The following is a 12763-nucleotide window of genomic DNA, read 5'->3' as shown; positions in this document are numbered from 1 at the left end:
ACTATAATCAGGTAAAGATTGAGTTTCCATACGCGATGGTGGCGGGGTTAGCTTTTCTGGTTACTGCTTTCTTAAATTTTCAATATAGTCAACAACTGCACTATGCGACACTGCATTGTGCTTGAAGTGTTTTTGAATGAGCTTGCGCTCGTCATCATTTGCTTCAAACTGGTTTAATATATTGTTCAAGTGCATTTTCATATGGCCGTCCTGAATACCTGTTGTGGTTAAGGAACGTAATGCAGCAAAGTTTTGTGCTAAACCAGCAACCGCAACGACTTTCATTAATTCTTTTGCGGAAGGTTTTTTAAGCATTTCCAATGATAGTTTTACTAAGGGATGTAAAGTAGTTAGTCCGCCAACAGTCCCCAATGCTAATGGTATTTCTAACCAGAATGTGAATATGCCGTTTTCAATTTTAGCGTGGGATAAACTAGAGTACTGACCTGATTTTGCTGCATAAGCGTGTATTCCTGCTTCGACCGCACGAAAATCGTTACCTGTAGCAAGCACAACAGCGTCAACTCCGTTCATAATTCCTTTATTATGGGTTACGGCTCTAAAAGGTTCTACTTCGGCAATTTGAACGGCTTGTACGAACCGTTCTGCAAAATCTTGTGGATCGAGTATGTGTTTTTCAGCTAATTCTTCTACTGGACAAGAAACCTCTGCACGTACAATGCAATTAGGTACGTAATTAGAAAGAATGCTCATAATTACCGTAATGTCTTTTTCTGTTGGTGAAAATAGTTGGTAGGTCTGCGATTCTTCTTTTAATGTTTTAGCAAATTGCTCTAAACATGAATTTATGAAATTAGCGCCCATGCTGTCTTTGGTTTCAAAAGTAGCATGAAGTTGATAATAATTGGGAAGCAGGTTCGTTTTGTCTTTTAAGACAATATCCAAAATTCCTCCACCTCTTTTTTGCATGTTTTTAGTAATGCTTTCTGTTTCAGAAAAGAATTTGTCTTTGGTTTCAGCAAAGAATAATTCTAATTTTGAAACATCGCCTTTATAAAGAAAGTGAACTTGGCCTATTTTTTCAGTGTTGATTACCGTTGCTTTAAAACCACCTCTAGTAGACCAAAATTTTGCAGATTTTGAGGCTGCAGCAACGACTGAGCTTTCTTCGATAGCCATCGGAATGGTGCTATATTTTCCGTTAATTAGAAAATTGGGAGCCACGCCAAGGGGAATGTAGAAATTAGTGATGGTGTTTTCTATAAATTCATCGTGTAGTTTCTGTATTTTTTCATCTGAATTCCAATAGTTTTTCAGTAAAGCAATGGCTTCTGAAGGAGTTGAAAAGTATTCCTTGGCAATCCAGTTTATTTTTTCTTCTTTGGATAATTTTGAAAATCCGGCAACGGGCTTATTCATTCTCAATAGATTATAATGTAATTAGCTGCAAAGATACATTTTTAGCGGTTTTGAAGCCATTTATTTATTGTCATTAAACAGCACTGTTGAATATTGTTTTCAACATTTAACACATCAAATGTGATATAATTGTAATTTTTTCACTAAAATTGGGCTCATTTTTACATATAAATTAATAGTATGAAGTCTAAACAGTTTTCGGTCTTATTTTTATTTTTGTGTTTCACAGTTTTCGGACAGCAAAAAATATCGGTTGAACAAATATACGGAGGAGAATTTCGTGCCAAAGGAATGGATGAATTACAATCCATGAAAAAAACGAATGAATACACAGTGCTGAACTTAGATCGTGCTTCGAGAACGATGCAAATCGATTTATATGATTTTGCAACACTCAAAAAAACAGCAACTTTAATAAATACAAAAGATCATCCTGGTATGTCGATGATTGATAGTTATACTTTTGACGCTACCGAAAAAATGATTTTGATTGCCTCTAATTCAAATCAAATCTTCCGTCATTCTTTTACGGCAGATTACTATTTGTACAATACAGTAACAAAAAAACTTACAAAGCCATTCGATTTTCAAGTACAGGAGCCTACTTTTTCTCCTGATGGAAAAATGATCGCCTATGCTAAAGAAAACAATCTGTATGTTTATGACTTGGCTTCCAAATCAACGACTCAAATTACCACTGACGGAAAGAAAAATGCCATCATTAATGGTATTACGGACTGGGTTTATGAAGAGGAATTTGCTTTTGTAAGAGCATTTGACTGGAGTAAAGACAGTAAAAAACTGGCCTATATACGTTTTGACGAAAGTCAGGTTCCTGAATTTTCCATGTCTATGTTTCACAAAGATTTGTATCCTACAATTGAAACGTTTAAATACCCGAAAGCGGGAGAGAAAAATTCTTTAGTTTCTTTACATATATATGACCCTACTTCAAAAGTAACTAAGGAAATCAACTTGGGTAAATATAAAGACTTTTACATCGCTCGTATGCAATGGACAAATGATGCAAATGTCTTGTCAGCTCAGATTTTAAACCGTCACCAGGACAATCTGGATTTGTTATTTGTCGATGGAACAACTGGAACGACAAAAGTAGTTTTGAATGAGAAAGATGAGGCTTATGTGGATGTTACAGATAATCTTACATTCTTAAATGATAACAGTTTTATCTGGACGAGCGAGAAAGATGGTTTTAATCATATTTACTTATACGATAAGAATGGAAAATTACGCAATCAAGTAACTAAAGGGAATTGGGAAGTAACTTCGTATTATGGTTTTGATGAAAAAACGAATACTGTTTTTTATCAATCTACTGAAAACGGATCTATCAACAGAGCGGTTTATAGTATTGCATTAGACGGAAAAAATAAAAAAGTGTTGTCGAATGAAGTAGGGACAAATGGAGCTACCTTTAGTCCTAATTTTCAATACTACATCAATACTTTTTCAAGCGCAACCCAGCCTACACGTTATACGTTAAACGATGCTAAGTCTGGGAAACAATTGCAAGTGATTGAAGATAATGCTGTATTGGCGTCAACCCTTAAAAAATATAATTTACCTACAAAGGAGTTTTTTGTTTTAAAAACCGAAAAGGGAAATGAATTGAATGCATGGATATTGAAACCAAAGGATTTTGATGCTTCAAAGAAATATCCAGTTTTTATGTATCAGTATTCAGGGCCTGGTTCTCAGCAAGTAGCTAATCAGTGGAATTCAACAAATGACTATTGGTTTATGATGCTTACGCAACAAGGGTATATCGTAGCTTGCGTAGATGGAAGAGGAACTGGTTTTAAAGGAGCTGACTTTAAGAAAGTGACTCAATTAGAATTAGGAAAGTATGAAGTCGAGGATCAAATCGACGCTGCAAAAGTGATTGGAAATTATTCGTTTGTAGATAAGTCTAGAATAGGTATATTTGGCTGGTCTTACGGTGGGTTTATGGCTTCTAATTGTCTTTTTAAAGGGAATGACACTTTTAAAATGGCAATTGCTGTAGCGCCAGTAACAAACTGGAGATTTTATGACAGTATTTATACAGAGCGCTACATGCAAACTCCACAAGAAAATGCAAAAGGATATGATGATAATTCACCTATAAACCACGTAGATAAATTGAAAGGGAAATTTCTTTTGATTCATGGTAGTGGTGATGATAATGTGCATCTACAAAATTCAATGCAAATGATGGAAGCTTTGATACAAGCAAATAAACAGTTTGATTCGCAAATTTATCCTGATAAAAATCATGGTATTTATGGAGGAAACACTAGGATTCAGTTATACAATAAGATGACTAATTTTATTAAAGAAAATCTTTAATTCTTAAATGAATACTACCAATTTATCTTTAGAGGAAATTCAGAATTTCGAAGGTAAGTACCCAAAACAATTGTGGTATTTGTTTTTCAGCGAAATGTGGGAACGTTTTTGTTTCTATGGAATGCGCGGAATGTTAGTTATATTTATGGTGAGTGAGCTTGCTATGAATGATCGCGTTGCTAACTTGCAGTACGGCGCCACACAAGCTTTTGTATATGCGTTTACTTTTATTGGAGGTCTGTTTGCAGATAAAATTCTTGGGTATCGAAAATCCCTTTTTTGGGGTGGGTTGCTAATGATTGTCGGAAGTATGATCTTAGCCTATGACCCAAAACAGTTTTTTTTCTTCGGAATTAGCTTCACTATTATTGGTACTGGTTTCTTTAAGCCTAATATTTCTACCATGGTAGGGAAACTATACAAAGATGATGATCACAGGAGAGACGCTGGTTTTTCATTGTTTTACGCAGGAGTCAACTTAGGAGCCTTGATAGGTGGCTATTTGTGTATTGCTGTTGCAAATGGGTCAATGTTAACTTCAGTTGTTCCAACACATTTGCGATGGAATGTTGCTTTTGGGTTTGCTGCATTTGTAATGTTGATCAGTTTATTGACTTTTACGCAAACACAAAAAAGTTTAGGTGATATAGGACTTTCTCCTTTATTCGATTTAACGAAATCAAAAAGAAAAACACTTGAAATAGTTACTTATATAGGTTCATTAATAATTATTCCTATTATTATGACCATGGTGTCTAATACAGAATATACGGATATATTCATGTTTATTATTGGCCCTGCTTCACTACTATATTTGTTTTATGAAATGAGAAATTTCTCTATTGCAGAAAATAAAAAGTTATTTGCAGCTCTAGTATTCATCATTTTCTCCATATTCTTTTGGGCTTTTTTCGAACAGAGTGGAGGTTCTTTAAGTTTATTCGCGGCACATAATTTAGATAATACTCTTCTAGGAATTCCATTAGATGCTAACGGAGTTAATAATTCAGCAAATTCATTTTTTGTAATTGTTTTTGCAGCATTAGTAGGTTTGGTGTGGATGTGGATGCATAAAAGGAAAATCGAACCTAATACTGTGGTTAAATTTGGATTAGGGTTTTTATTCTTGGCAGCTGGTTTTTATGTGTTTTATTACACAAAGTTCTTTGCTGACGCTACAGGGAAAACTTCCTTAGATTTGTTTACTTTTGGATGGTTTATAATTACTTTTGGGGAGTTATGCTTATCGCCAATAGGAATGTCAGTAATGACTAAATTATCACCGCACAAAACCCAGGCTGTAATGATGGGAATGTGGTTTCTGGCTAGTGCATATGGTCAATATTTTGCTGGATTACTAGGGGCTAATATCGCTGAAGCCTCTGAAAACGCATCAAATTTAGAAAAATTAACGGTGTATGCCGATGGATATAAAGACTTAGCAATTTATGCATTAATTGCTGGAATAGTTTTAATTGCAATTTCTCCTCTGGTGAAAAAATTAATGCAAGAAGTTAAATAAATTACAAACCAAAAAATAAATTATGTCAAATACTACTGCAGACGCTCATTTAAAATCAACTTTGTTCGGTCATCCGGTCGGATTATATATCTTGTTTTTTACAGAAATGTGGGAGCGTTTTTCTTATTACGGAATGAGAGCTTTACTTGTTCTTTATATGACTACTGAAACAATGGGTGATTCGAGAGGCCCAGGTTTAGGATGGACAAGTCAAGAAGCACTTGCGTTATACGGATGGTACACCATGTTAGTTTATGTAATGTCTATTCCAGGAGGGATGATTGCCGATAAATTATTAGGTCAAAAGAAAGCAGTTTTACTAGGTGCTGTGGTACTTTGTATTGGTCATGGTGTTTTAGTGTTTACAGATACTTGGGCATTTTATACTGGTTTAGGATTAGTGATTCTAGGTGTTGGTTTGTTAAAACCTAATATTTCTACAATGGTAGGTGGACTTTACGAACAAGGAGATATCCGTAGAGATAAAGGATTTAGTATTTTCTATATCGGAATCAATACGGGGTCTTTATTAGCGACGATGGTTATTGGATTTGTAGTAGCACAATATGGATGGCATGCAGGTTTCGGATTAGCTGGAATTGCAATGGTTTTTGGACTTGTCGTTTATGTATGGGGTCAAAAATATTTAACGCATGTGGGTAATTTAGAAATTCAAGAAAAAAATACAGTTGATGAAAGTTCTTATGGAGCACTTTTTCAAAATTTATTGACTTCAAAAAAACAATTGACATTTACTGTTATCTTGACCGTGGTTTCTCTTTTTGGGTGGTATAGTTTAGGATGGGGATTTGGATTACTATTTATCTTTTTGACAGTTATTGCTGCTTTAATGATGATGATTTACAAAGAATTAGATTCACAACAAGATAAAGATCGTTTTTTAGTTTTATTACTTTCTTTTATCATGGTAATTATCTTTTGGGGTGCTTATGAACAAGCCGGAGGTTTAATGAATTTATATGCAGATTCTAAAACAGACAGAATGCTTTTAGGAATGCAGGTTCCTACGGTTATGTTCCAAAGTTTAAATGCAGGATTTATCATTATATTTGCTGCTATTGTAGCTTCTTATTGGGCTAAAAGAAAATTAAAAGGGAAAGAAGCTTCTTCTATATTCAAAATGGCAATTGGTATTATAATCATGGGGTTTGGATTTTTATTCATGGTATTTGCTACAATGGAATTTGAAAAAGTAGGTTCGTCAAGTATGTTATGGTTGGTTATGGCTTATTTGTTCCATACTATTGGAGAGCTATGTATTTCACCGGTAGCCTTATCATTTATTACTAAATTGTCACCAGTTAAATATGCCTCATTAATGATGGGTGTGTACTTTGCTGCTACAGGTTTAGGGAATAAAGTGGCTGGAATTATTGGAGAATCAGCAAGTGAATTAGGTGAATATGCGGTATTTATGGGGATTTTAGTTTTTACTATTGTTATAGGTGCATTGTTCTTAATGTTATTAAAACCGCTTAATAGATTAACTCACGGTGCTGAGGACAACGAGAAATAATAATTTATTAGATTACAATTAAATATATTTATATGAGTCAAGATACTTCTTCGGATCAATTTTTTAAAGATTCTGTTTTAGGACATCCAGCAGGATTGTTTGTGTTGTTTTTTACAGAAATGTGGGAGCGTTTTTCTTATTACGGAATGCGTGCTTTATTAGTATTGTTTTTAACTTCTTCAATTGCCAAAGGTGGTTGGGCATGGAGTGTTGAAGATGCCTTGGGATTATATGGTACTTATACTATGTCTGTTTATTTTACTCCTGTAATAGGTGGTTTTTTAGCTGATAAATATTTAGGATATCGATGGGCAGTAATTTTGGGTGCTTTGGCAATGACTTTAGGTCATGCTTCTATGGCATTTGAAACACCGCTTATGTTATACATAGGTATTGGTTGCTTGATTATTGGTAACGGATTATTCAAACCTAACATGACTTCGATAATATCTAATGCTTACGAAAGTCATCCTGAGAAAAAAGATGGTGCTTACTCTTTATATTATATGGGAGTAAATGCTGGAGCATTCTTAGGAATTATGCTTTGTGGGTACATAGGAGAAAAAATATCTTGGAGTTGGGGATTTGGTCTAGCCGGAATATTTATGTTCTTCGGTATGTTGCAATTTTATTTTACACAAGATATTTTTGGGAACATTGGTTTAAAACCAACTGCGGCATCTAAACAAGAATCGGAAGATAAGGCTGCACTTGAAAAAGTTCCTGCTAATATTGTTCGTGATAGAATCATAGCGGTATTGATTTTTTCAGTATTTACAATTTTCTTCTGGGCAGCGTTTGAGCAAGCGGGTGGGTCTATGACTATTTTTGCCGAGAAATTTACGCAAAGAGAATTATTTGGAAGCAGTGCTTCATTATTTAAAATTGCCGATACTTTATTGACAATCGTTCCTTTGTTAATTATAACTTATGTGTTGATTAAATTGTTTTCTAAAACATTCAAAAGGTATTCTAAAGGAAATTTAATCTTAGCATTAAGTTTTGTGATTATCTGGGCTATTGTCCTTTGGAAAGTAGGTAGAGAATTTTCTGCTACAGGTACTGAGGTTCCTGCAACTTGGTTCGGGATATTAAATTCATTATTTATTGTTGTTTTTGCGCCAGTGTTTTCTAAATGGTGGGAAAGTAGGTATAATCTATCCGGACCCATGAAATTTGGTTTAGGACTTTCTTTGCTAGGTTTAGGTTTTGGATTTTTAGCTTACGGAAGTATGGGTATCGATACTAGCGCTGCATCAGTTGTTAGAGTAAGCATGTTCTGGTTGATTGCTGCTTATTTGTTCCATACGTTAGGGGAATTGTGTATTTCGCCAGTAGGTTTGTCTTATGTAAGTAAACTGGTTCCTGCTAAATGGATCGGAATCATGTTTGGAGTGTACTACCTATTTATTGGTACAGGAAATAAGATTGCAGGGTCAATGGGAGGAATGATTGAAACTATTACGCATCAGTATAGTTTATCTACTTTCTTTTTGATTTTTACGATTGTTCCTATTGGAGCTGGTTTAATCATGATACTATTATCTCCTCTTATGAAAAAGTTAATGCATGGTGTAAAATAGTTTTAAGGCATTATATTTGTTGATTAGAGGTTAAAAGAAATAAACATGAAAAAAATAATTTTACTCTGCGTTTTGTTTTTTGGAATGCAGGCGGTTCAGTCACAAGAATTAAAATGGCATACTAATGTTAAAGAAGCTATTTCGATAGGGAATAAAGAGCATAAGCCGTTAATGATGTTTTTTACAGGAAGTGATTGGTGTGGATGGTGTATAAGGTTGCAAAAAGAAGTGTTGTTGACACCTGAATTTGCAAAATGGGCAGCAGACAACGTGATTCTTGTAGAATTAGATTATCCAAGAAGAACACCTCAAACTCCTGAAATAAAGAATCAGAATAACGAGTTACAACAAGCTTTTGGAATACAAGGTTTTCCAACTATTCATTTTGCTAACGGTGCAGATGTAGAAGGAAAGGTTAATTTTGAAGGTTTGGGAAGTACGGGTTATGTTGCCGGTGGTCCTGTAGCCTGGTTAGCTGTCGCAAATCAAATTATTAAACAAAAATAACATTCAATTTAGTTTGAAGAATCCCTTTTCGCCAATAGCGTGAAAAGGGATTTTTTGTTTTTCACAACTTTGTTTCCAATATATTTGAATATTTTTGTAATTCGACGCATCAGCTACGACTACTTCTGGCTTCAATTCTAGTAGCATTCGGTCTATATTTATCTTTGGGGATTGTGTGAGCAGAATCACATTTGGTCGTATGCCCCTTGGGTAAGTGCCCGTACTATCTATAATAAGAATTTTGTTTTCATTATAGTAGGCAGTATTATGTATGTTTTCTTTGCTGGTTATCACACTGAAATTAGCGGTTAGATACGATTTAAGTACGCTGTTGTTTTTTGAGTTCGTCCTGATGCTGTCATTGGCATAGAGAATTACTTTGGTTCCATGACGCTCCGTTATCATTGTATTTCTTTTTAGATTAAAGATTACCCATTCTTGTTGGTCTTGAATGTTCCACTGCGTTTGCATATAGGTAAGCTGTACGGCAATGACGGTTAATAGTACGATCACAAGTTTGTCAAAAGTAGGTTTCTTGAACCAAACTATAGTTGCTAGTATAAGCAAATAAGAAGTAAGTAGTAAATCGGAGTTGGAAGGAATGTCTCGAATTATAAATTGTTCGAACGAAGCTATCGAATTAACTATTTTGTTGAGATAATGAATACTCCATTCTAACGATTTAGAAAGAAAAAATGGTACGTAATCAAAAGCGGCTAATCCCATAACCAGAACTCCTAGAATCATTATGAAACTCAATAATGGGATTACTACTAAGTTGGTTATAAAAAATAAGCCTGGAAACTGGTGAAAATAGTAGATGCTCAAAGGCATAGTGCCAATTTGTGCCGCAAAGGAAACGGTGAGAATTCCCCAAATATAATTTAGAAGTTTGTTTTTTGGTTTCCAAATAGAAGCTAGTAACGGCTGTAGCCATACTATGAAAAACAAAGCGATGTAACTCAACTGAAATCCAACATCGAACAAGAAGGAAGGCTGAAAAAGTAAAATTAGTAATATTGAAACCAATAAAGTGTGATAAATGTTGACGCTTCTTCGCAACTGATATCCGATGGCTACAAAGGAAAACATAGTGACTGAACGCACAACAGATGGGGCGAGTCCTGCGATTAACGCAAAACTAGCTAGGCATAGCAGAATTAGAATTAACTTAAGTATCGCCCCTCTTTTTGTGTTAGGGATTGGGCTAAGAATAAAGGTTAAAAAAAGCAAGAGGAATCCAACGTGTAATCCTGAAACTGATAAAATATGTATGGCGCCAGCATATTGATAATCTTGGAGAATGTCAGGTGAAATATCTTGTTTTTGCCCTAGTATTAATGCGATGGCAACGTTTAATTCCTTTTTCTGGAAATTATTTTTTTCTAGATTATGAATAATCGTCGTTCGTATTTTTGAAGCATAATACCAAACATCTTTTTTTAATTCGGCACTATTAATTATCTGCCCTGAATCAGTGTATAGTTGGGCATAAATTTGTTTTTTCGAAAGGTATTCGCCATAATCGAATTGGTTTGGGTTGTTTGGCAGTTTGTTTTTGTAGAGTATGCCTTTAATGCTTACTATAGTTCCGGTTTCTAATGTATGATAAACGCTGTCTCTGTGAATATTTAAAAGTATTTTTCCCGAGTAATTTTTAGTGCCAATTTGATTGAGAATAGCAATATAGCGGTCGTTAGTGTTAGTTCCTTTTAGTTTTTCTCTAATTACCAATGACAAAAGCTGTGGTTTTTCAAAAACACCTCTTTCGTGTGTGTAATTGCTTTTTTGATAAGAATCAGTGTGAGCAATGAGGGTAGCAGCTCCTATAAAAAACGAAAGTAAATAGGTGGTCAGTCCAAAAAAGAGGGTGTTTTTAAGTACTTTTTTTTGCAAAAAATAACTTGCAGCAAAAAACAATAAAGCAACGGTTAATAGTCCAAAAAGGATTGCCGGAGCGGGCTTTGTGTAAAAGGCGATTAGTATCCCTAACACAAAAGCTATTGTAATTCTCGTTAAGGGGAACTGCAGTACTTTCATAGTTCTAAAGTACAGAATTTTAACAATAAAAAAAGGGTTTATTTTATCGTTGAAAAAATGACGTTTTCGCTATATAAAGGAAGGGGTTTGTAATGCGTTTCAGTTTATAACACGATTTAATTGAACAAAAGTGTTCTGATAGTATTTTTCTCTCATAGAAGAGATGATTACACCTTTTGAGGTAGACGCGTGGATGAATTTGATATCGTCGTCTTTGACTTCAGTTATTATTCCCACATGATTAATTTGAGACCTTCTATTGGTTTTAAAAAAAATCAAATCTCCTTTTTTTGCTTTTTTTAGATTTTGCCCTAGCTCAATTCCTATTTTTGATTGTTCATAAGAGGAGCGGGGAAGTTTGACGTCATATAAGCCGAAAGTGGAGTAGACTAGTCCGGAACAGTCGTAACCTGCTTTTGTAGTGCCAGCCGTTTTGTATTTAACACCTATGTCTTCTGATGCGGTACTTATTATCTTATCAATAACTTTATCTGCATTTTCATTTTTGCTTTCAGTGGATGCGCGAGTAACTATCGAAGATGATTTACAAGAGGCAAATAGAACAATTAGGGATAGAATGTAAAATGACTTTTTCAAATTAATTTAGTTTAATGGAATTCAATCGTCACCGATTGGGAATATATTTATTTTAATGCTGTAACAATCAGTTGAGCCGTTTTTTCGCTTGCTCCAGTACCTCCTAGTTTTTTTTCTAGGATATCATACTTTTTCAATAGCTGCGAGCGATGATTAGGCTCCAGTATTTTTTGTAATTCGGTTTTAATATTTTTTGTATTAAAGTTTTCTTGAATCAGTTCAGTGACTACTTCTTCATCCATAATCAGATTGACAAGGGAAATATATTTTAGTGTTATTATTCGTTTTGCAATTTGGTATGATGCCCAACTGCCTTTATAGCATACTACTTCTGGAACTTTTAAAAGCGCAGTTTCTAAGGTTGCTGTTCCGGAGGTTACTAATGCCGCTGTAGCGTTATTCAATAAATCATAAGTTTTATTCGAGATGAATTTTATGTTATCCTTCTTGATGAACTGTTGATAAAACGAATAATCTTGGCTTGGGGCACCAGCAATAACAAATTGGTAATCTGGGAAATCATCAATAATACTTAACATGCCGGTAAGCATTTTGGTAATTTCTTGTTTACGGCTACCAGGAAGCAAAGCAATAATAGGTTTTTCACTCAGTTGATTTTCAGTTTTAAAAACCGTGGAATCTATTGATGGGTGATTATGTATAGCGTCAATTAATGGATGGCCTACATAGGTTACATCGTAATTGTATTTTTCGTAGAATGGTTTTACGAAAGGTAAAACCACATACATATGATCAATTGTTTTTTTAATTGTTTCTACTCGACTCGCTCTAGATGCCCAGACCTGTGGACTTATGTAGTAAAAGGTTTTGAACCCTGCGGGTTTTGCCCATTTAGCAATTCGTAGATTGAAACCAGAATTGTCTATAAAGATTAAAGCATCAGGTTTGTAATCGGCAATGTCTTGCTTGCAGGACTTTATAAAATCTAAGATGGAAGAAAGGTTTTTAACGATCTCGCCAAAGCCCATAAAAGCACGCTCTTTGTAATGAGAAACTAATTCGGCTCCAGCTTGTTGCATTAAATCACCACCCCAACATCTTATTTGTGCGTCTTTGTCTTGTTTGAATATTTCTTTAATCAAATTAGATCCGTGCAAGTCTCCTGAAGCTTCTCCAGCTAGAATGTAGTATTTCATTTTAAAGATGTGAATTAGTTGCTGGATTCAAGTTACTAATGCAACTTTTTGGTTAAACATATAATTTGGTGTTTCAAAATTAAATCTTTTT

At 34.5% G+C, this 12763-nt stretch carries 9 protein-coding genes; 5 read left to right on the top strand and 4 right to left on the bottom strand.

The annotated features are described in order from the left end of the window. Positions 1-60: 60 nt before the first annotated feature. Entirely contained in the window at positions 61-1380 is a 1320-nt protein-coding gene (locus tag QO200_RS14915) for a hydroxymethylglutaryl-CoA reductase, degradative (RefSeq protein ID WP_371541475.1), read from the bottom strand. A 180-nt stretch (positions 1381-1560) separates the two neighbouring features. Here QO200_RS14915 and QO200_RS14910 point away from each other — a divergent pair, with 180 nt between their 5' ends. Genes QO200_RS14910 through QO200_RS14890 form a run of 5 tightly spaced genes read left to right on the top strand, consistent with a single transcriptional unit; the run spans position 1561 to position 8878 of the window. Beyond that, positions 1561-3729, top strand: coding sequence for a S9 family peptidase (locus QO200_RS14910; RefSeq protein WP_371541473.1), 2169 nt, complete (start codon positions 1561-1563; stop codon positions 3727-3729). A gap of 7 nt (positions 3730-3736) precedes the next feature. After that, on the top strand, positions 3737-5251 hold the full coding sequence (locus QO200_RS14905; protein ID WP_371541470.1) for a peptide MFS transporter: 1515 nt from the start codon (positions 3737-3739) through the stop codon (positions 5249-5251). Between the two features lie 22 nt (positions 5252-5273). Next, positions 5274-6788, top strand: a complete 1515-nt coding sequence (locus tag QO200_RS14900; RefSeq protein ID WP_371541468.1) for a peptide MFS transporter — start codon at positions 5274-5276, stop codon at positions 6786-6788. Positions 6789-6820: 32 nt separating this feature from the next. Further along, entirely contained in the window at positions 6821-8371 is a 1551-nt protein-coding gene (locus QO200_RS14895) for a peptide MFS transporter (RefSeq protein WP_371541465.1), read from the top strand. Positions 8372-8416: 45 nt separating this feature from the next. Further along, complete coding sequence (locus QO200_RS14890) at positions 8417-8878, top strand: thioredoxin family protein (RefSeq protein ID WP_371541462.1); 462 nt, start codon at positions 8417-8419, stop codon at positions 8876-8878. 3 nt (positions 8879-8881) lie between these two features. Here the strand turns inward: QO200_RS14890 and QO200_RS14885 are convergent, their stop codons facing one another. From QO200_RS14885 to lpxB, 3 genes are all read right to left on the bottom strand, one after another. After that, positions 8882-10918, bottom strand: coding sequence for a ComEC/Rec2 family competence protein (locus QO200_RS14885; protein ID WP_371541459.1), 2037 nt, complete (start codon positions 10916-10918; stop codon positions 8882-8884). Positions 10919-11017: 99 nt separating this feature from the next. Continuing rightward, positions 11018-11515 carry a C40 family peptidase gene (locus QO200_RS14880; protein ID WP_371541456.1) on the bottom strand — a complete coding sequence of 166 codons (498 nt, stop codon included), beginning with the start codon at positions 11513-11515 and terminating at the stop codon, positions 11018-11020. A 47-nt stretch (positions 11516-11562) separates the two neighbouring features. After that, positions 11563-12672: a lipid-A-disaccharide synthase gene (gene lpxB, locus QO200_RS14875; protein WP_371541453.1), complete on the bottom strand. Its 1110-nt coding sequence runs from the start codon at positions 12670-12672 to the stop codon at positions 11563-11565. Between the last annotated feature and the right edge of the window lie 91 nt (positions 12673-12763).

The organism is Flavobacterium sp. Arc3 (assembly GCF_041431375.1).
Lineage (GTDB): Bacteria > Bacteroidota > Bacteroidia > Flavobacteriales > Flavobacteriaceae > Flavobacterium.
Note: the sequence above shows the minus strand (reverse complement) of the source record. Positions and strands in the feature narration are given on the sequence as shown.

Coding starts and splice junctions, on each gene's coding strand:
- QO200_RS14915 (WP_371541475.1), bottom strand. CDS start 1,380: ATGAATAAGCCCGTTGCCGGATTTTCAAAATTATCCAAAGAAGAAAAA.
- QO200_RS14910 (WP_371541473.1), top strand. CDS start 1,561: ATGAAGTCTAAACAGTTTTCGGTCTTATTTTTATTTTTGTGTTTCACA.
- QO200_RS14905 (WP_371541470.1), top strand. CDS start 3,737: ATGAATACTACCAATTTATCTTTAGAGGAAATTCAGAATTTCGAAGGT.
- QO200_RS14900 (WP_371541468.1), top strand. CDS start 5,274: ATGTCAAATACTACTGCAGACGCTCATTTAAAATCAACTTTGTTCGGT.
- QO200_RS14895 (WP_371541465.1), top strand. CDS start 6,821: ATGAGTCAAGATACTTCTTCGGATCAATTTTTTAAAGATTCTGTTTTA.
- QO200_RS14890 (WP_371541462.1), top strand. CDS start 8,417: ATGAAAAAAATAATTTTACTCTGCGTTTTGTTTTTTGGAATGCAGGCG.
- QO200_RS14885 (WP_371541459.1), bottom strand. CDS start 10,918: ATGAAAGTACTGCAGTTCCCCTTAACGAGAATTACAATAGCTTTTGTG.
- lpxB (WP_371541453.1), bottom strand. CDS start 12,672: ATGAAATACTACATTCTAGCTGGAGAAGCTTCAGGAGACTTGCACGGA.